15 protein-coding genes are annotated in these 20,652 nt (G+C 49.3%); 7 read left to right on the top strand and 8 right to left on the bottom strand.

Annotated elements, in window-relative coordinates; all coding sequences use genetic code 11:
- Positions 1-140 precede the first annotated feature (140 nt).
- The 6 genes from BUA34_RS04010 to aroE form a co-directional block, all read right to left on the bottom strand.
- Positions 141-1,574 carry a glycosyltransferase gene (locus BUA34_RS04010; protein ID WP_072827448.1) on the bottom strand — a complete coding sequence of 478 codons (1,434 nt, stop codon included), beginning with the start codon at positions 1,572-1,574 and terminating at the stop codon, positions 141-143.
- Positions 1,537-2,319 carry a phosphoribosylformimino-5-aminoimidazole carboxamide ribotide isomerase gene (gene hisA / locus BUA34_RS04005; RefSeq protein WP_072827447.1) on the bottom strand — a complete coding sequence of 261 codons (783 nt, stop codon included), beginning with the start codon at positions 2,317-2,319 and terminating at the stop codon, positions 1,537-1,539. Before hisA ends, BUA34_RS04010 begins: the two co-directional genes overlap by 38 nt.
- On the bottom strand, positions 2,319-3,368 hold the full coding sequence (locus BUA34_RS04000) for a hypothetical protein (protein WP_072827446.1): 1,050 nt from the start codon (positions 3,366-3,368) through the stop codon (positions 2,319-2,321). Before BUA34_RS04000 ends, hisA begins: the two co-directional genes overlap by 1 nt.
- Positions 3,369-3,469: 101 nt before the next feature.
- Positions 3,470-4,453 carry a GDP-mannose 4,6-dehydratase gene (locus BUA34_RS03995; protein WP_072827445.1) on the bottom strand — a complete coding sequence of 328 codons (984 nt, stop codon included), beginning with the start codon at positions 4,451-4,453 and terminating at the stop codon, positions 3,470-3,472.
- Positions 4,454-6,076, bottom strand: coding sequence for a 3-dehydroquinate synthase (aroB, locus tag BUA34_RS03990; RefSeq protein WP_072827444.1), 1,623 nt, complete (start codon positions 6,074-6,076; stop codon positions 4,454-4,456).
- A gap of 1 nt (position 6,077) precedes the next feature.
- Complete coding sequence (aroE, locus tag BUA34_RS03985; RefSeq protein WP_072827443.1) at positions 6,078-6,995, bottom strand: shikimate dehydrogenase; 918 nt, start codon at positions 6,993-6,995, stop codon at positions 6,078-6,080.
- 183 nt (positions 6,996-7,178) lie between these two features.
- Between aroE and der the strand changes: the two genes are divergently transcribed.
- The 4 genes from der (at position 7,179) to BUA34_RS03965 (ending at position 13,006) form a co-directional block, all read left to right on the top strand.
- A complete protein-coding gene (gene der, locus BUA34_RS03980; RefSeq protein ID WP_072827442.1) occupies positions 7,179-8,606 on the top strand; it encodes a ribosome biogenesis GTPase Der in 1,428 nt (475 codons plus the stop codon).
- A complete protein-coding gene (gene plsY, locus BUA34_RS03975; RefSeq protein WP_175545418.1) occupies positions 8,554-9,186 on the top strand; it encodes a glycerol-3-phosphate 1-O-acyltransferase PlsY in 633 nt (210 codons plus the stop codon). The genes der and plsY overlap by 53 nt, the downstream gene beginning before the upstream one ends.
- Before the next feature lie 332 nt (positions 9,187-9,518).
- Complete coding sequence (locus BUA34_RS03970) at positions 9,519-10,550, top strand: NAD(P)H-dependent glycerol-3-phosphate dehydrogenase (RefSeq protein ID WP_072827440.1); 1,032 nt, start codon at positions 9,519-9,521, stop codon at positions 10,548-10,550.
- A gap of 470 nt (positions 10,551-11,020) precedes the next feature.
- The gene (locus tag BUA34_RS03965) at positions 11,021-13,006 is read left to right on the top strand and encodes an FISUMP domain-containing protein (RefSeq protein WP_072827439.1); all 1,986 of its coding nucleotides are present in this window, start codon (positions 11,021-11,023) and stop codon (positions 13,004-13,006) included.
- Between the two features lie 212 nt (positions 13,007-13,218).
- Here BUA34_RS03965 and BUA34_RS03960 read toward each other — a convergent pair whose 3' ends face one another.
- Together BUA34_RS03960 and BUA34_RS03955 are read right to left on the bottom strand one after the other, a co-directional pair.
- Positions 13,219-15,363, bottom strand: a complete 2,145-nt coding sequence (locus BUA34_RS03960) for a glycoside hydrolase (RefSeq protein ID WP_072827438.1) — start codon at positions 15,361-15,363, stop codon at positions 13,219-13,221.
- A gap of 240 nt (positions 15,364-15,603) precedes the next feature.
- Positions 15,604-16,797: a sugar transferase gene (locus BUA34_RS03955; protein WP_254794316.1), complete on the bottom strand. Its 1,194-nt coding sequence runs from the start codon at positions 16,795-16,797 to the stop codon at positions 15,604-15,606.
- 158 nt (positions 16,798-16,955) lie between these two features.
- Here BUA34_RS03955 and BUA34_RS03950 point away from each other — a divergent pair, with 158 nt between their 5' ends.
- Genes BUA34_RS03950 through nadC form a run of 3 tightly spaced genes read left to right on the top strand, consistent with a single transcriptional unit; the run spans position 16,956 to position 20,574 of the window.
- On the top strand, positions 16,956-18,245 hold the full coding sequence (locus tag BUA34_RS03950) for a homoserine dehydrogenase (protein WP_072827436.1): 1,290 nt from the start codon (positions 16,956-16,958) through the stop codon (positions 18,243-18,245).
- 32 nt (positions 18,246-18,277) lie between these two features.
- Positions 18,278-19,711: a sugar transferase gene (locus tag BUA34_RS03945; protein WP_254794315.1), complete on the top strand. Its 1,434-nt coding sequence runs from the start codon at positions 18,278-18,280 to the stop codon at positions 19,709-19,711.
- Positions 19,711-20,574: a carboxylating nicotinate-nucleotide diphosphorylase gene (gene nadC / locus BUA34_RS03940; protein WP_072827434.1), complete on the top strand. Its 864-nt coding sequence runs from the start codon at positions 19,711-19,713 to the stop codon at positions 20,572-20,574. The genes BUA34_RS03945 and nadC overlap by 1 nt, the downstream gene beginning before the upstream one ends.
- Positions 20,575-20,652 lie beyond the last annotated feature (78 nt).

Genomic DNA, 20,652 nt, shown 5'->3' with positions numbered 1-20,652 from the left:
GTCAATGGTCTTTAGTCAATAGTCAATAGTGGGTTTGTGCATTTCAAAAAATAAGTTAAGAGCTCTGAGTTATTAGAGAATTTTATATTAAGATATTCTAATAACTACTGACTATTAACTAGTAACTGCGCCTCCGGCGCTCAAATCCCGTACACTTCTTGCTTGAGCTTCCTGAAAAATTCGAACTGCGTTTTCGTCGAACTTTCAAGTGTGTACTGCTCGCTGCGCTTGTGACTGTCGATTCGCATCTGTTCGTAAACTTCAGGCTTTTCAAGCTTGATGCTGCGACATTCTTCCAATGTTTCAAGCCACTTCGTTTCGTCAATCGGCAAAATGCGTCCGCACTTGTTGTCGTCTTGCACAATGCTTCTCGGACCGCCGTAATTGCTTACGATAGCGGGTGTGCCTGTAGACATGGCTTCTACGACCACATTGCCGAAAGTATCCGTTGTGCTTGGGAACAAGAAAAAGTCTGCATCTGCATAAAGGCTTGCGAGCATCTCGCCGCCCTGTTCGCCTGCAAAGCAAACGCTCGGATTGTCCTTAAACAGTTCCTTGATTTCTTCAAGGTACCAGCCGTAACCCACGTACATGAGTTCGACGTCATCATACTTGGCAGAGAATTTTTTCCAAACGGAATTCAAAAATTCCAGATTCTTTTCTTTTGAAATTCTGCCGATAAAAGCAAAGCGCACCTTTCTCTGAGAACGGGCATTTCCGAATTTTTCCCAAGCGCCCTTGCCGCGTAAATCGGGCGAGAACTTTTCTAAGGGGAGTCCGCGGGGGAGAATTTGCACTTGATTTGCCGGAACCTTCAAGTCCTTTTTCAGAATGTCCGCATAGTCTTCGCATGGGCTAATGACTGGGCGTGCCATCCAGTAGAAAATGCGCATGAGCCAAAGCACGTAAGTGTGCATCCACTTTGCCTTCACAAGCGTCTTGGCGTATGTAGGCACATCGGTGCGGTAATGGCTGAACACTTTGATTCCTGCAATCCATGCGCATAGGCAAACGACCCAAGCGCCTGGGCTCGGCGTTTCCAGCTCAATCATGTCAATCGGGTAACGCTTGATTAAACGGAGTGCTGGCGAAATGCGCGGAATGGCAAGTTCGCTGTTGGCATATCCGAGCTGTTCCATGCTGAACAAGCGTGGCAACAAAACACAATAGCCGTTTTCAATAACACCGCACGGGCGAGTGTTGAATGCGCTTCCGGCGAGGTAAGCCTTCATGCCGTGTGCGCGCATGTACGGAATCACGTTTCTCAAGTTATTGGCGATGCCATTTGTCTCGTCCAGATTGTCCGAGTAAAACAGAATACGTACATCGTTTGAATCTCTATGTTTGCGTTCTTTTTTCAAGTAAGAACGTAACTTCAAGAGCTTCGGTAAATTCAAAATCGGCGTCAGCGCCACCAGTGGTGGAATCCAGCAGGTACGAATATTTCCAGGAGGTCTGTGGTCAAACGAGAACATCTTGCGGAAGGTACTTGTGACCTTTCGACCAAAAATTGCCGGACGTGAATCGAGCTTGTCGCTAGCCTTGAGCTTTGTTGAATTTGACGCAGTCGTCATACTTCACTCCTTTGCCACCGAACAAGTCTAAAGCGCTACCAATGGTGAGGTCAATCTTTCCGTTAGAAATTTCCTTGCAGTGCATCAAGTCTTCGAGCGACTTTGCACCACCTGCGTAAGTCACAGGTATTGGGCTGTTTTCGGCAAGGAAACGAATTAGGTCATCGTCCATGCCCTGTTGCTTGCCTTCGACATCTGCCGCATGAACTAAAAATTCATCGCAGCTCTTGGCGAGGTCTTCGAGCGTTTCCTTTGTAATTTCGATATCGATAATCGTCTGCCAACGGTTCGTTGCAATCTTCCACTGGGGCTTGCCGTCTACGATTCCTGTACGCTTGCAGCTCAAGTCCAGAATCAAATGTTCCTTGCCGACCGTCTTTACAAGTTCGTCAAGGCGCGAACGATCAAGTTTGCCGTCCGGGAAAATCCAGCTTGTCACAATCACATGCGAAGCACCCGCATCGATGTACTCCATCGCGTTCTGGGCGTTTATTCCGCCGCCGACTTGGAGCCCCCCTGGATACGCCGAAAGCGCGTCCTTAGCCGCGCTCTCGTTTCCCTTCCCGAGCATAATCACATGCCCGCCTTTAATTCCGTCTTTCTTGTAGAGTTCTGCAAACCAGACCGATGATCGGTCAGTTTCAAAATTCGTTTTGAGTCCCGCTCCGCTATCGGAAAGAGAACTTCCGACGATTTGCTTGACCTTGCCGTCGTGCAGGTCAATGCATGGCCTGAATTTCGTCATTAGTCCTTGACCCCTGTAATAGCCCAGTCGATATTCTTGCCGAGACCGTTCTTGCTTCTGCCGCGGTAGAACAACACTTCGCCGCCTGCGGCAATCTTCATGGCCTTCTTTGCAAACCAGCCATCAATCTTGTCCAAAAGCGATGCCTTCTGCAAAACCTTGTTCACGGGGAACACCATAGCCGGGACACCATTCTTCCATTCAAAGGACAGCGTTGTTTTCGGGAACTTCTTGCCGTTATAATCGGAACCGCCTTCCTTGATTTTTGTCGGGATGGCGACCTTCATGCCCTGCGGACCGTTGTACAAGGCGTAGCCCATGAGTTGGCCGTCCGTTGTGAGCGTAATGCGTCCGGCGTGCATCGGCGATTTGTCGCTTGTGCTAAAGTTGATGGTGCGCGATGCAATCTCGGTTGCCTGTGAAGTTTGCCATGTCTGGTCCATATAGGCATAGCCCTTGACGGTCAAAGTGTCTTCGTTGTAGGCAATCTTGCCTGTTACACGACCGTACGGAATATGGATATACTGGGCAAATTTTTCCTTGCCGAATGTCCAGATGCCGTTACCCGGAACCATGCCTTGGACGGCGCTTTCGAAAGTCACGTCCAAAAGGAACTTGCCACCTTTATCGGCGCTATAAAGAACATGGTGGCCCTTGCCCGGCTTGTTCTGGAGCAAGTATTCGCCCTTGATGTCAATCGTTGCCTTTTCCTTGCTTGCGACAAGGCGTTCAGGCGGATACTGGCGACCGACAGAGTAAGTTTTTCCCTTGAAGTTCCAGAAACTCAAGTCGCAACCGATTTTACGACCCGATCCTGGCACGTGAAGCACGGAATAGTTCACAAAGGCGCGGGTGCCGTTGTCGAATACGAACTGGTAACTCCAAGTTTCGTTAAATTCCTTGGTGAGAGGATTGTGCGGCATAAAGTCAGAGACGGTAAGGGCTCGATCGGCTCCGGTCGGTCCCGTAACTTCTGCGGCGTGGGTTGTCGCAGAAATAGCAAGCAGGGTGCAAATCCCCAAAACAATATTTCTTATTTGTAATCTCATACTTGAAAAAATAAAAAAAAGCAGCTCTTGTGGAACCGCTTTATCGTAAATTTCTGCTGAACTGCGATTATTATGGATAAACCGCAAGTGGCTGGCTTAAATTACAGGCGCAAGTCGCGTCCCATGCCCATTTTCAGCTCTACACGGCGGCGGACAACCATCTCGTTGAACAAATCCGAGAGGCAGTCTTCCATGCAAATCATGGGCTTCCAGCCGAGTGCCATAATCTTTGTGGGGTCGCCAATCAATAGCGGAATGTCGTTACTGCGGTCGTAACCCGGATCAAATCTGAAGTCCACGCTCACACCGGAGATGTCCACGAGCATTTCCACAAGTTCGCGGAATGTGTAGGACTTTCCGCAGCAAATGTTGAATGCTTCACCGGATTCAGCTGTGTTCAAAATCTGGATAGCGGCGCGAGCAACGTCACGTACGTCAACAACATCGCGGCTTACATCGAGGCTTCCCGAATAAATGACCGGTTCAGCACCGTAATACTTTATCTTCACCAACTGGTATGCGATGGAAGGAATCACAAAACGGCGGCTGTGGTGTGGCCCTGTAAAGTGGAACGGACGAGCGAATACAACGTGAAGCCCGTTTGCATTGCGGAACTGGTTTCCCAAAATTTCCATGCAAGCCTTGGATGTGGCATACGGAGTTAGCGGATTTGGGGGGTCCGTTTCTTTGTGCAAATAGGTCAGTTGCTGTTCCGTACGGCCGTAGATTTCGCTACTGCTGAGGAGCAAAACCTTTGCCTTGGGCACAACCTGTCGCACCGCTTCAAGAAGTGTCTGCGTACCCAACAGGTTAATGTTGAGCGTTTCATAAGGCTTCTTGTAGCTAAGCCCCACAGAGGACTGGCTTGCCAAATGGTAAATGTGCGTTGGGGAAACTTTCTGAATCATTTCCAGCACATTCCTGAAGTCCAGCAAATCACCGGTCAGGTACTGTACTCCTTCGACCTTTTGCCACGGTTGCGGAAGTTCATCACTGAAGCTATATAGCTCGTGATTGGTGCCGCTTAAGTTAGATAGAATACTGTACCCAAGTGATCCCGTACCCCCGGTAACCAATATACTCATCTAAACCTCACTCGCCTGGATGGCTTTCCAGGATTCTGCAATAATACCCTTATCAATATTACAAACTTTTTCGACCTTTCCAATCTTTGTAGGCAAAATATAAACTCTAGTGCCCTTTTCGGCCTTCTTATCGACAGCCATTGCTGCCCATGCTGCTTCGACATCCGTGTTGTATGTTTTCGGGAATCCAAGAGCGTCAAGCAACTTGTTTTGGCGCAGTTCGTCTTCCTTCGAAAGTTTTCCGAGGAGCACTGCGGCGCGTGCAGCTACTCGCATGCCCAAAGAAACGGCAATCCCGTGGCTGAACAGTTCGTAATGCGTGAGCTTTTCAATCGCATGCCCGAACGTGTGACCGTAATTGAGGATGGCGCGGAGGCCTGCTTCCTTTTCGTCGATGCCCACGACTTCGGCCTTGATTTGGCAACTGCGGAAAATCATGTGCTTCAACACGTCAAAGTCATGAGCCTTGATTTTTTCAACGTTATTTTCAAGGTAGGTGAAGAATTCTTCATCGTAAATCACACCGTACTTGACGATTTCGGCAAGACCCGCAAGGTATTCGGTTGGGGGGAGCGTGTTCAGCACAGAAATGTCGCAGACAACCGCTTTCGGCTGGTAGAATGCGCCGATCATGTTCTTGCCTTCGGCATGGTTCACAGCGACTTTGCCGCCAACGGAACTATCGACCATTGACAAGAGTGTTGTCGGGAACTGCACAAACGGAATGCCGCGTTGGTAAGTGGCGGCACCAAAGCCTGCCATATCGCCAACAACGCCACCGCTGAATTGCAAAAGGCAGCTCTTGCGGGTGTAACCGCGGTGCAACATAAAGCTGTAAAGCTGGTTCAAGTTGTGGAGCGTCTTGTGGCCTTCGCCTGCCTGGAACTTGAAAATCGGGCAACGGCCTGCTTGGCCGCGGAGTTCCGAAAGTTTGATGCTCTGTTCCTTGGCAATTGTCGTGTCAGTGCAAATCAAGAATTCATAAGTCGGTGCAAGGCGTAAGCCTTCAAGCATGATCGCTGCATCCGGCACAATGTTTTTGCCGATGAAAATCGGGTAGCGGCCGCCTTCGCTCGGGTGCACGTCTAGCGCATGGCTTTCCCAGAACTTGAGCATGTGCATAATACGTTCTGTCACATGCGTTTCGGAATAGTCATTTGAACTTTCGACACTAAAGTCCGCATTGGCGTAATTCTTTTCACGTTCCTTGAGCATGACCTTGATTTTTTCAAGGCGTTCTTCGTCGGTAAGATTTGCAAGGAGCGGGCGCGTATTTTTGCGGCCAATGCGTTCCGAAAGCACTTCGGGTTTTGCCCACAGGCGGATGATTGTTCCGTTTTCGCGGATGACCTTCAAGTTTTCTGCTTGCGTGAGGGCGCCACCGCCAAGAGAAACTACGAGCGGTTTTTCGCTCTGTGCGATTTCGGCAATCACGTCGCGTTCCATCTTGCGGAATGCCGCTTCGCCGTCTTGTTCAAAAATTTCGTTGATGGATTTCCCGGCACGTTCTACAATGACGTTGTCTGTGTCGACAAACGGGCGTCCGAGTCGGTCTGCGAGGGCGCGACCCGTGCGGCTTTTGCCACTGGCCATAAATCCTGTAAAGTAGAGATGCTTCTTCATATTAGCCCTGCATTCCTTTGCGCATAATAGCGACAAGTTCTTCGTTTGTTTTGTTTTCGGTTTCCTTCGGGAACCATTTTTTAAAGCTTTCGAGCCCCTGGTGCACAAGCATGCCTTCGCCTGTTACAATCTTGCAACCGTTTGCTTCTGCCATTTGCAAGAGCTTGGTGCGTGGGGGAGTGTAGACAATGTCGCAGACGACCTGACCCTTGTGCAGACATTCGCTGGTAAGCGGAGAGTCGTTTACGTTTGGGCTCATGCCGACCGAAGTCGCATTGATGATAATGTCGAAATTTGCGGATATATTCGCGAATTCACCAAATGTCGTGACCTGTACAGTCTTGAAATTCTTGTTGCCTGCATTGCCGGACTGGAAAAACTTGTTCAGTGAACCGGCGAGTGTTTCGCCTTTTTCCTTTGAGCGGCAAACAATTGTAAGCTCGTTTTCTTGTTCCACAAGCGTAAAAGCAATCGACTGGGCGGCGCCACCGTTTCCAAGTAGCGCAATTTTCTTGTTAGATGGACTCACGCCATTTTCTTCAAGATTTCTTACGCATCCGTACGGGTCTGTCGTCGTTCCGCAAAGAGTCCCGCCGACAATCCCGTCCTTCCAGTATAGCGTGTTGACGCTTCCTGTGAACTTCGAAATTTCAGAAAGTTCATCCACCAGGCGGGCCGTTCCGTCTGCATTGAAAAATTCTGTCTTGTAAGGGATGGTAACGTTTGCGCCACGAAACTTCATTGCCTTAAAGCCTTCAATGGCTTTGGCGAAATTTTCTGGTTCAGGAGCGTAGGGGAGATATGTCGCATTGATGCCGAGTGCTTTAAACAATGCGTTGTGCATGGCGGGCGATTTGCTATGTGCAACCGGATGCCCGAAAATGCAAAGAGTTTCCGTCTTTCCGTTTATGGAAGCCAAAATAACCTCACTATGTCCTTCCCACCTGTGGGGAAAAACTCTAAATAAATACATTACAAAGATATATTATTCTTGCGAGAAAGAATGAAAAAAGATGTTTGTTATTGGTTGTTAGTCATTGGTCATTAGTCGCTGGTCTTTAGTCTAAACGCCCCCTAGACACAATTTCTATATTTGTGCCCGATGAAATTACCTATCGTTTGCATAATTGGACGTCCGAACGTCGGAAAGTCCTCCCTCTTCAACCGCATTCTTGGCCGCCGTGCTGCCGTGGTGAGCGACCGCGATGGTGTTACCCGCGACCGTCATTACCAGAATGCGATTTACAAGGGTCACGAATTTACAGTCGTCGATACGGGTGGATTCTTGCCCGATGATTCTATCGACGTCTTGGCGGACAGCGTCCGCGCCCAGATTTTTAACGCCGTGAACGAAGCCGACCTCGTGCTCTTCATGGTCGATATCCGCGTGGGTATCACCAAGCTCGATCAGCAGTTTGCACGCCTCATCCGCAAGCTCGACAAAAAGGTCATCCTCGTCGCAAACAAGAGCGAATTGCAGGGCGACCGTCAGGAAAGCTACGAATTTTTGAAGCTTGGCTTTGGACAGCCGCGTACAATTAGTGCTTTGACCGGCTATGCTTGCCTCTCGCTTTTGGACGAAGTGGTCTCCGTGCTCCCGACTCCGGTTCGTGGCGAACGCCGCGAAGAACGTCCGGTGCGCTTTGCCATTCTTGGCCGCCCGAACGCAGGCAAGAGTACGCTCCTCAACCGCCTGTTGAACGAAGATCGCGCTGTTGTTTCGGACATTCCGGGTACGACCCGCGATTCCATTGACTGTGACTTTGTCGTTGACGGACAAAAGTTTGTCGTTACCGATACCGCAGGCCTCCGCAAAAAGGCTCGCGTCGAAGACGAAGTGGAAGTATTCAGCAACATGCGTACGCTCGAAAGTATTCGCCGTTCTGATTTGTCCGTGCTCGTCGTTGATTGCACGCGCGGCATGGAAATTCAGGACTACCGCATCATCACGGAAATCCGCAAGGCGGGCAAGGGTCTCGTCGTCGTGCTGAACAAGTGGGACATCCTCCCGAACAAGAACGACAAGTCCTTCGACCACATGGTCAAGGAACTCCTCGAACGCGAACCGATGCTTGAATTTGTTCCGATTCTTTCAATCAGTGCCAAGGAAGGCCAACGTGTGGGGCGCGTGATTCAGGCTATTCAGACCGTCTATGCCAACTGCCGTCGCGTGCTTGGCCGTGACCGCGTTGCCGAAAGTTTTGCGAACTTCTTGCAGGAGAAAGCTCCTCCGAGCCACAATGGTCGTGTCGTTATGCTTACCCGCGCCTGCCAAATCATGGTGGAACCGCCGGTCATTGACATCGAAACTCGCACGCCGGAACTTGTCGACGAATCGTACAAGCGTTACTTGCTCAAAAAGTTCTACGACGTGTTCCAATTGCAGGGCGCTCCGCTCCGCTTGAATTTTGATAGAAAGTTAACCCTTAGAAAGGATGAAGAACTTGAACAGTTTACTGAGTCTTCCAATAGCGTACTTGCTGGGGTCGATCCCCAGCGCCATATGGATCGCAAAACTCGCGAAAGGTAAGGACTTTGACATTCGTGATTACGGCTCCAAGAATGCGGGCCTCACGAATACATTCCGCGTGCTCGGCTGGAAGCCTGCGCTCCCGGTCGTGTTCATGGATTTGCTCAAGGGTTTCTTTGGACCGTTTATCGCTCAGAAAATGTGCGAAGCTCAGGTCGCCGCTGGCGGCGCCGATTACAGCGCATGGGTACCGCTCGTCGCTGGCCTCCTCGTGATTCTCGGCCACAGCTTCACTTGCTTTGCTGGTTTCCGCGGTGGTAAGGGCGTGCTCGCTGCCCTCGGCGTGTTCCTTGCAATTTCTCCCTTGACTGTCCTTTGCGCATTTGCCCTCTGGATTCTTCTCACGGTCACTACGAAATATGTGTCTGTCGGTAGCATTTTCGGTTGCGGGCTTCTCGGCGCTCTTTCTGTGTTTGGCTATGTTTGCCCGGAATACTACTTCGAAAGCATCAACCTTGGCCAGATGATTCTCGCTGTGATTGTCGCTGTGTTTGTCATCGTGAAGCACAAGTCGAACATCAAGCGCCTCCTCAACGGCACCGAGAACGGCTTCGGCTCCAAGCGCAAAACAAATGCGTAGGTTGAGTGTCGCGGCCAAGCTTGCTTGGACATGACCGAGACCAGCATTTGGGACTAGAGCGTAGCGATAGTCCCAGTAAGGATTTGTCATTCTCGCTGAATCTTGTCATTCCCCTAAAGGGGCCTGACATGTTCGCCTCGGATATAGAAACATGCAAGCATGTTTCTGCATCGCTCGGCTCCATTGTCATTCCACTTCGTGGAATCTCCCTTACATTTTATGAATATTGATGGCTGCAAGTCCATAAAATATTGTAGATTATATGCGGCAATGATTTTTGGCAATGTTAACCATTGGCAAATGACTATAGACTATTAACTAGGAATCATATTATGAAAGTTACAGTTTTAGGTACCGGTGGCTGGGGTTTGACCCTCGGTCAAGTTGTTTACGAAAACAAGAACGAACTCACTTTTTGGACCAATTCCCAAGCAGAAGTAGACCTTCTCTCCACCGAACACCAGTACAAGGACAAGCTTCCTGGCGTTATTTTCCCGGCTGATTTTAAATATACGACCGACATGCATGCCGCATTGAACGGTTGCGACATGGTTCTTATTGTTGTTCCGTCTCAGTTTATGGCAAGCGTTGCCGCAAATCTTGGCTCCTGGACTCCGGAAAAGGGCAAGGAACCGATTGTTGTCTGCGCTACGAAGGGTATTCTCGAAGGCACGGACCAGCTCATGAGCGAAGTCATCCTCGAAAAGGTTCCTTGGCTGACCGAAGATAAGATGGTTGCCTTTAGCGGTCCGTCTCATGCCGAAGAAGTGAGCCGCCACGTGCTTACCGCTATTGTCGCTGCTTGCGTGAACGAAGACTCTGCAAAGGTTGTGCAGCAGGCTATGAGTTGCTCTTACCTCCGCGTCTATACTTCGACCGACATCGTTGGTGTGGAACTCTGCGGTTCCGTGAAGAATGTGATTGCTATTGCTTCCGGTGTGCTTTATGGCCTCGAAGCGGGCGGCAAGTTCAAGATTGGTGACAATACCCGCGCCGCAATCCTCACTCGTGGTCAGGCTGAAATGTGCCGCTTGGGCAAGGCTCTTGGTGCAAAGCCCGAAACGTTTGCTGGCCTCGCCGGCATGGGCGACCTCATCGTGACTTGCCTTTCCCAGCACAGCCGTAACCGCTATGTGGGCGAACACATTGGTAAGGGCGAAACGCTCGACCAGGTACTTGCTGGCATGAAGATGATTGCCGAAGGTGTGCCGACTTGCCGTAGCACGCGCGCTCTCGCCAAGAAGCTTGGCGTTGAAATGCCTATTGTCGAAGCGGTCTATCAGATGTTGTTCGAAAACCGCAAGGTCGAAGATGTGGTCAAGGAAATCTGGGGCCGCGAACTTAAGGCCGAAAACTGGGCTTAATTCTTCACGTAAACTTATCTTTAATTTTTAATACAAACTTTGCCCGCCTTGTGCGGGCCTTTTTTTATCCCGTTGTCCAGAGCGTTTTTCATTGTGTCATCCTGAGTGCAAAAACCTTATGGATTCAGTAAAATCACGAAAAAAACAGGGTAAAAACAATAAAATTCCTCAAAAAAACATTTTGTAAACTTTGTTTTACAACTATAAAGATGAATGATTCCATGCTATTTTGTTTGGATTTCCGTTTCCACCGAAATTGCCCAAATTGAATTAAAAACGCCAATTATTTAAAAATATTTACATTTTAAATTGTATTCTTTTTGTAATAAAAACGTGTTAAAAAGAAAACTTTATTCCAAGTTGGTATAATTTTTGTAAGCAGTTTTTAACATTTTGCGAAAAATTAATGTAAACTTTGATTTGTGAAAGTTTTTCACAAAGAATGGAGAAAATTAACAAGGGAGCATATTATGCAGTACACAAAACTTAGTGTTGCGGGTTGTGCCGCACTCATGTTTGGCCTCCTCGCTTGTTCTGGCGAAGATGGAAAAGATGGCATTAATGGTGTCAACGGCCTTAACGGTGCCGATGGCGCTAGCTGCGAAGTCAAGTCGTTGAAAGACGGATCTGGCTATAAAATCCTTTGCGGCGGTGACTCTGTTGGTGTCTTGCTGAATGGTAAGAATGGTGCTACCGGTAAGCAAGGTATTACAGGTGCCACTGGTGCCAAGGGTGATACTGGTAAAACAGGTGCTAAGGGCGATAAGGGTGACAAGGGTGATGGTTGCTCTGTTGCTGCTTTGTCCGATAACTCCGGTTACGATGTCTATTGTGGCGCTAACAAGGTTGGTGTCATCAAGAACGGAACCGATGGTAAGGATGGCGATGCTTGTACGACGCAAGCTGCTGATGACGGTATCGTAATTAACTGTGGTGGCACACTTACCAAACTTATGAATGGTATTGGCTGCTCTGGCACAACCATTAACAAGGATGGCCGAACTGGTATCGAAGTTGCGTGCGGTGGCACCTTGGTCGATACGTTGTGGAATGGTTCCAATGGTAGCGATGGTTCATCTGCTACGGGTTCCTGCACAAGCGTAGATGATGGCAAGGGCGTTGTTACTGTGACTTGCGGATCTGACGCTCCGATGAAGATGTTCAAGGCCGTGTGCGGTGCTGAACCGTTTGATCCAGAAAAGAAATTCTGCGTTCTTGGCAAGACCTATGACCTGTGTGATGGCAAGGCCTATGTCGTGAACAGAGAATTCTGTAACGATGGCGTTGTTGCTGAATTGTGTTCTGAATTCAAGTTCAACAAAACTAAGACAACCGCTCAATTTGTTACTTATCGTGCAACGACCAAGGATGAATTCTGCTGGAATGGTATCGTGACTCCGAAGTGCGGAGGCAAGGAATTCGACGAGAATGAGTACTGCGGCAAGGCTTACGATGGCGTAACAGACTCTATCTATAAATACTGTGACAAACCCTCCAAACTTGAGGATATTTATGATGTCATCGGTCTGGGCTCGGTTGTTGCTGAACCGGAAGAAGGCGCAGAAGAAGGTGATGCCGTTGCCCCGAGTTCTTCTAGTCAGAGCTTCTTTGGAAACCTGATTGGAAAGCCGCTTACTCACTATAATGAAGAAAAGTTGGTTGAATTCTTTACAAAACTTGGTAACATTCAGAGTGGTGTAACCGAGTGTGGTATCGAAACTCCGGAAAAGTGCGGTAGCAAGGTCTATAACGCGAAAAAGCAGTTCTGCGATATTCGTGATGAACGTCTCTATAAGTTCGTGACCATTGATGGTCGCAGATGGATGGCTGAAAACCTTGCGTTTGAATACAAGCTGCCTCAAATTGACTCTTCTGAAGGTAGTGATCCGGCGCTTTGGTCTGTTGTTCAAGTTGGTGGTAAGGTCCAATATGAAAAGGATGCCTTCGAAAGCTTCGAAAAGAATGGAACCCGTTACTATACTTGGAATGCTGCAATGGGCAATGGTGACGTGAGAAAGATAATGAGTGAAGATGCAATCGCTGCTCTTAAACTTAATCCTAAGGATGAAGTTGTTGGAGCCTGTCCGGATGGCTGGAGACTGCCGAATAGTGATGAACTCAACGCTCTCAGTCGTATGGCCAACGCTGCAGAACACGGATTTGAGGATCTTGACGATGCAGAAGATGTAACGGTAAACTTCAATGTTGAATTCTTGGGATACTATAATGTCAATACTAAGGATGTTGTTGATGCTAATGAAGCCGCATACTTCTGGTCTGAAACTCCGGTTGAAGAAGATGAAAGACAAGCAGTTGACTTGCTCGTTACTGGAAAAGACCAAAGTGTTGTTAATACCTCTAACAAGGTGTTCGCATTCACAATCCGCTGCATTGAAATTCCGAATGAAAATGAACCTGAAGGCGGTGAAGGCGGTGAAGGCGGCCTAGAACCTTAACATTCACTAATAACTCTCACATAATACAGCTCCAAGGCACCTGGCTCTCCACCAGGTGCCTTTTTCCGTGTGTTGTCGTAAATGCTTGAAACAAAAGCGGCCCGCTTTCGCGAGCCGCTTTCTGCATAAAAGTCAATTGCGTTTTGCTTATAGAGACAGCTGAATGCATCTAGCGAATTGCTATCTGCACATTCAGCTGACTAGATTTCTACTTACTTCTTGAATACGCGCTGTGCGTTGTTCTTTGTCTTCAAGATGTAGGCGCCTTGGCGGATGCTCGGCTTGAGGGTACCGTTTTCGTTGAGCGCTTCGCTCTTGAGACCCTTCCACACGAGGTTTCCGTTCAAGTCGAAAATCATGGCTTGCGTCTTGCTGTCGTTGAAGGCTACTCTGCGGTTCATCTTGATGGAGCTGGAGCCTGTGCAGCCTGTGGCAACAATCTTTGCAATGTAGATGCCGGCAGATTCGCTGTTGAAGGTGAGTGCGGTAGAACCGTTTTCGCCTTCTTTCTTGAGAGAAACCTTGGTTTCGCTCCACTTGGAGCCGGCAGCGAGTTTGCCATATTCGTAATCGACCCAGCTGCCGCCTGCAGCACCGCCCACGTTCACGTAAGCATCAGAAGTGCCCTGGCTGCGCATGGTGATGACGAGGTTAGAGCAAGAGGCGAGTGCCTTGGCGCCTTCTTCGCTGATGTTCAAGAGCTGGTTCTGGTAGCCGCAGGTTTCTTCGGACTGGTCGCAGCCGGCGAGCGGAACGCTTGCGTAGCCAGCGATGCCATCGATTGCCGTTGTGCCGTAGGTGACAGCGGAGAGCTTGTCATCCATGGCTTGCCAGGTCGTAACGTCGGTTGTTGCCGTGTAATCGACAATGACAACGTCTGCTGTCGGAACGATAATCGGTTCGACGTAGCTGGAGTCGCTTGTTTCGTCCTTGCATGTTGCGACTGTGGAAGCGGCTGCGCCCTTCTTGTAAACGAGTGTCGTGATGGAACGGGCCGGGAGAACGGTGCATGCTGCAACAGAAATGTTCTTGCTCTTGAGGCCGTTTTCCTTGGACTGCACGGCGGTAATGAGGCCGTAGCCTGCGATTGCCGGATTGTCGAGCTGGATTGCGGTGCTACCCGTATTGATGATAACTGTAGAAATTGAGTCGCCGTTTGCGCTGAGGAAAGCTACCGTCTTGAGGTTTGCTTCTGCAGTTGCGGTGGCAATGACGCTTGCACCTGGATTCACGAACTTGGAGAAGTGGCGCATGGCGTGGTATTCCGGGAAAATCTTGAAACCGGCTTCGTCACAGACGTATCTGCCGCTGCCATCCAAGTCCCAACCTGCGCCCGGGCAAACACCGATCATCTGGGAGTGGTAACCCCAGAAAAGCTGCCAGGCGATATAGCCGGAAAGGCGGCCGTCGGTAAAGCCAATCTGCATGATTTGGGCGAGGCCGAGCATGTCCTTTTCGCGCGGTTCGTCGAGCATCGGGCAGAATTCCGTCATGATGATGGGCTTGTCGCCCTTGCCGTACACGTCTGCAATAGCCTTCATCGGCTTGCGGAAGTTTTCCGGATTGAGATAGTTGTTGCCGGAGTTGTCGTTTCCGTCACCGGCGTGGTAAAGGTGGTAAGCGTATCCGTCGAGTTTGTTTGCGTCGAGTTCCTTGGCGTACTTTTCGAAGTTGCTGTAGCCAATGCCGAGCGGTTCAGGTCCGAGAAGCTTGGTTTGTCCCTTCACGGCATCGTAGACGGCGTTTAAAGCTTCCTTGTAACCGGCGATTTCATTAGTTTCGGTCGGTTCGAAGAGGGTTTCTTCGTAATCGGCTTCCATGTCCGGTTCGTTTTGGAGAGAAATGTAATCCGGAGAGATTCCGGCAGCCTTGTAGGCTTCGAGGCTCTTTTTCCACCAGTTGGCGAAATCGCTGTAGACGTATTTGCCGTACGGATCGCTGTTCGATGTCTTGAGCGTGTTTTGGCTCTTGATCTTTTGGCCGTTCACTTTACCGTTCAAGTCGCCACTCGGTTTGAGCTTTGCCGGAGCGGACCAACTGGACATCTGGATTTTCATGTGGTCGCCGAGACGCGTCTTTGCAGCCTTGACGATGTCGATGTCGTCTTGCAATTTAGAAGCATCTTCGTCCTGATACCAGTTACCTACGCGGAGCAGGGAAATGTTGAGTCCTGTGAATGCGGTGTCAAAAAGGGCTTCCTGGTCTGCTGCCGGGAGATTCTTGATCCAGCTTTGGTAGTAAACGCTTGCGCCACCGAAGCCTGTCACTTTTTGGGCGGTTGTGCTCGGATCGACTGTAACGCTTGCTGCGAAAGCGCTAGCGGCGAGCAATGCCGTAGAAATCAAATATTTTTTCATTTTTCACTCCTAAATTACACCGGATATATCCCTACACCGGTTCTACCATACACCGAGAGGGAAAGATACTAAATGTAGCTCGGAGTTCCAAGTTCCGAGTTACTAGAAATTGAACATGCCGCGGAATTATTCCTGTGGTATTCGGTCAATTTTATTACAAAAAATAACTGGATGCTTCGTTCTTCGAACTCAGCATGACGAATTAAAAATCCGAATTTCTAACTCCTAATCCCTAATTGACTAATACGCTCCGTCGCCTTTGAATACGACCTTGAACGTCTTGAGGATGAGTTTGATGTCTTCGCTAAGTTTTCCATCACGACGGATGTAGTCGTTATCGAGACGCATCTGCCCTTCGAATGAAATGTTGCTACGACCACTGACCTGCCAAATGCAAGTGAGGCCCGGCGTTACAGAAAGGCGCATACGGTGCCACGGTTCGTATTCGGCCACTTCGGACGGAATAGGTGGGCGAGGTCCGACAATGGACATGTCGCCTTTAAGAATGTTGATGAGCTGCGGCAATTCATCGAGGCTGAACTTGCGGAGAACATGGCCGAACGGATAAATACGCGGATCGTTCTTCATTTTGAACGTCTTTCCGCCCGTTTCGTTGAGAGCCATAAGTTCTTTTTTGCGTTCTTCTGCATCAACGTACATGCTGCGGAACTTGTACATTGTAAACAGAGCGCCGTTTTTACCTACGCGAGTCTGCTTGAATATAATGGGGCCTTTCGGGTCGCTAATTTTAACTGCCAGGGCGCAGAACAAGAGTAGCGGTGAAAGTGCAACAAGCGCAATAGATGTGCAGGTGACGTCGACCACTCTTTTGATGATGTGTCTAAAGCGGATTTTGTGCGGATGCACCCAAATATCCGAAAGGTTAAGCCTGTTGAGCGTGAAGAAGCTTCCGTTGGTGCTATTGAATTCCTTCAATTTAGCATCCATTTCGAGGTTGTCCTTTTCCTGGTAGCCGGTGTAAAGGTAGGCCTGGAAAATCGGAGCCTTTGGCTTGTGGCGGAGAGCCTGGATGAGACCTGCATCGTTGAGCTTGTGGAGGATTTCCTTGCGGATTCCTTCGAGCGTGCTCATGTCCGAATTCAAAAGGATGATTCCGATACCGCTATTGTCGGAGAGGTAGCCTAGCACGTCGATAAAACGCAAGTGCGAAAACATCGTAAGAACGCTGATTTTCCACGTATTTTCGACAATTTTTGACGGGCGGCCCCAACCGAGCACATCGAACTGGTGGGAATAAATCTTTATAAACAGGAAGGGCTTGCGGGTACGGTTCGCGCGGAGAAATTCCTCGTTTAACCTAGCCTTGAAGAGTCGGGCTGGGTACACGATATTCTTTATCTTTTGCTTGTTAAGTATCGAACCAATAGCTGGGTTTACGGCTTCCTGTTCCATGTTGTTAAATATAGTAAACAATTGGAATTTAGAACTTAGGACTTAGTCGTTGGATATTGATCAATTGTCATTAATATTTTATGAATGTACCGGAGGTCACAAAAACCTAGTTCCTAGCTACTGACCACTAACTACTAATTACTATATTTACCGCGTAAAATTTAAAATGGAGACGCTATATGTTGCGTATTGGTTTAATTGGCACGGGTACCGTTGGTGGTGGTGTCATTCAGATTCTTGAACAGAAGATTGCAGAATACAAGGAAAAATTGGGTGTAGAACTCGAACTCTCCTGCATTTGCGCCAAGTCCGAAGAAGAAGTTGCCCCGTATAAGGCTAAGGGCTATAAGGTCTCGACCAACGCCGACGAAATGATCGCCGGTAACGATATCGACGTGCTCGTGGAACTCGCCGGTGGCTACAACATGCCGCGCAAGTGGATTCTCGCTGCTCTCGAAAGCGGTAAGCATGTGGTGACTGCAAACAAGGCTCTCCTCGCCAAGTATGGCCACGAAATTTTCCCGCTTGCTGCAAGCAAGGGTCTGCATGTGCTGTTCGAAGCTGCTGTTGGCGGTGGCATTCCTATCATCCGCAGCCTTCAGGAAGGCTTGCTCGGCTCTACGGTCGAAAGCTTGAGCTGCATTATCAACGGTACTTGCAACTACATCCTTAGCCGCATGGCCGAAGAAGGTCTCGACTTTGATGTCGTCTTGAAGGACGCCCAGAGACTCGGTTTTGCCGAAGCTGACCCGACCTTCGATATCGAAGGCATCGACTCCGCCCACAAGACGGCTCTCCTCGCTAGCCTCTGCAGCGGACACCGTGTGGACTTCGAAAAGATTTTCGTTTCCGGTATCTCTAAGATTACCGCTCAGGATATCGCTATTGCCAAGGAACTAGGTTGCTGCGTGAAGCTCCTCGGTATCTACCGTCGTGACGGTGAACGCGTGGACGCCCGTGTCCATCCGTGCTTTGTACCGCTCAATCACCAGCTCGCTAGCGTGAACCGCGTCTTGAACGCTGTTTACCTCCAGTGCGACAACCTCGGCGAAACGCTCCAGACCGGTGCCGGTGCTGGCCGTCTCCCGACTGCATCTGCTGTTGTGGCTGACCTCGTGTCCCTCGCTCGTTCTACCGATATGGGTTCCCGCAAGGCTCTCCCGATGGGCTGGTTCAACGTCGAAAATTCTGCAACGCTCGTTCCTATCTCTGAAACCAGCGCTCGCTACTACCTCCGCTTCACGTCCCGTGACGCTTGCGGTGTGCTCGCCAAGATTACGAAGATACTCGCTGACAACAACATCTCTATCGAAACGATTATCCAGAAGGATGTCAACGATCCGGGTAAGGTCTCTATCGTTGTCATTACGGAAAAGACTCTCGATAGCAAGCTTACTAAGGCTGTTGATGCAGTGAATGCTCTTCCGGAAATCGTCGAGAAGAGCCAGGTCATCCGCTTCCTCGCTTAATTTAAAGGTCGTATATGATTCGCGCAACTACTATGGAACGAATACTCTTAATCCTTTCGGATTTTGTAGCTTTGTCGATTTGCTTCGCCCTAGCATTTTGGGTTCAGTTCCATAGTGGTTGGATTATAGACAAGTTTGATCCGACCAAGACGTTCGATAGCTACTGGCATTACGGACTTGTCTTGAATATCGGCTGGCTTGGCTTGTTTGCCTTTGCCGGATTGTATCGATCATGGCTGTTGCTTTCAAGAACACACCAGGTGTTGCGCGTCCTTCGGGCTGTCGTGATTGGTGTGGTCTTGATTATTGTTTGTCTTTTTGGTGCAGAATTCATGGGGAAGGTTTTTGCAAACCAACCTCTGAATGAAGGCTACCTCTATGGCTCCAGGTTCCCGTGGATATTTATCTATGGTGGCCTTGCTATTTTGCTTGTAGGCCTGTTCCGCATGTCCATTTATGTATTCTTGCGGGCTTTGCTCCGTAAGGGGTATGGGGCGAACAACATTCTTGTCCTCGGTGCTACGGATGCAGGTCGAAAGATTGCTGAAGATCTTGCTAAAACTCCGGCTCGTGGTCAACGGGTCGTTGGCTTTGTGGATGAACGTTATCAGGTTTTACCGAAAGAGTTTGCAAACGTTCCTGTTCTTGGAAAGTATTCCGACTTGCCTGCGCTTGTTAAAAAGTACAAGGTAAGTGGCATTATCATTGCACACGAGAGTACATCTCCGCAAGAGATTATGCGTGTGCTGGTGTGGGTTTGCGAACTCCCGATTCATATTTACATTGTTCCGGAACTTTACAGCGTCGTGAATGGTCGTTTCAAGGCTAACCTTGTTTATGGCTTTGAATTGCAGGAACTTTTTGCTTTTACCATGCCGCCTTGGCAGGTGCAAGTCAAGCGTATTATCGATATCGCTTTTGGCTTGTTCCTTGGGCTTATTTCTCTGCCGGTTTGCTTGTTTGCAGCCATCGCTATCAAACTTGATGACCATGGTCCAGTATTTTATTCGCAGGAACGCATTGGTCTTTATGGCAAGCCGTTTACGGTTTATAAGTTTCGCACCATGCGTACCGATGCCGAAAAGTATGGCGCTCAGTGGGCAACCAAGAAAGACCCGCGCATTACGCGAATTGGTCATTTCTTGCGTAAAACTCGCATTGATGAACTTCCGCAGATTCTTTGTGTTTTGAAAGGCGATATGAGCATGGTGGGCCCGCGTCCGGAACGCGCCGTGTTTATCGGAAAGCTCCGCGAACAGATCCCGTTCTACATCAGCCGCTTAAAGATGAAGCCTGGTCTTACGGGCTGGGCTCAGGTTTGCCACCACTACGATACGAGTATCGAAGATGTGCAAATCAAACTCCAGTATGATATGTATTACTATGAGAACATGAGCCTTCTATTGGATTTCCAGATTCTCGTACGAACAGTTTATGTTGTTTTAACCGGAAAAGGCGCACAGTAATGTACGGCGATAATTCTACTCCAGTATTCCCAACCGAAGATGCTTTGACCATGATCCGCCTCGCTTTGGCGGAAGACGTTCGCACAGGCGACGTGACGAGCGAATGGACTATCCCTGCGGACCAGAAACAGCATGCCCGCCTCATCGCCAAAGAAGATGGCGTGCTCGCCGGCCTCCCGATTATTGAACTCGTGTTTCAGGAACTCAAGGCAAACGCCAAGGTGACGCTCCACAAGAAAGATGGTGACGTGGTGAAGAAGGGCGACCTGATTGCCGAACTCGACGGAACAACGCACGAACTTTTGACGGGCGAACGTACGCTTTTGAACTTCATTCAGCAGCTCTCCGGCGTGGCAACGGTTGCTCACACGTTCCAGGAAGCTTTGAAGGGCGGCAAGACCAAGGTTCTCGATACCCGAAAGACGATTCCGGGTTTCCGCACGTTGCAGAAGTACGCCGTTCGCGTCGGTGGTGGTTCCAACCACCGCATGGGTCTCTTTGATATGGTGCTTGTGAAGGACAATCACATTGCTGCTGCTGGCGGCGTGCTCGAAGCTCTTGAAGTCGTCAAGAAGAACAATAAGCAAGGCTTGATGGTCGAAATGGAAGTCGAAAACTTTGATCAGCTCCGTGCTCTCCTCAACAAAGGTGTCGATGTCATCATGCTCGACAACATGAGCAACGAAATGATGGCCGAAGCCTTGAAAATCATCAAGGACAGTGGTGACAAGGTGCTTGTGGAAGGTTCTGGCAACATGACGCTCGAACGCGCTAAGCAGATTGCAACGCTCGGTCTTGACTTCATCTCTGTCGGAGCACTCACGCATAGCGTCAAGGCTCTCGACATCTCGATGAGAATTTAATTCGAAGTTTACCATGGCGGGCGTTGCCCCGTCATTTAGCTGTCATGCCCGATGCTGAATTGTCATGCCCGCCACCGA

Source organism: Fibrobacter sp. UWB12 (genome assembly GCF_900142485.1).
Taxonomy (GTDB): domain Bacteria; phylum Fibrobacterota; class Fibrobacteria; order Fibrobacterales; family Fibrobacteraceae; genus Fibrobacter.
The sequence above is the reverse complement of the archived record's forward strand: the minus strand, read 5'-3'. Positions and strand labels throughout refer to the sequence as shown.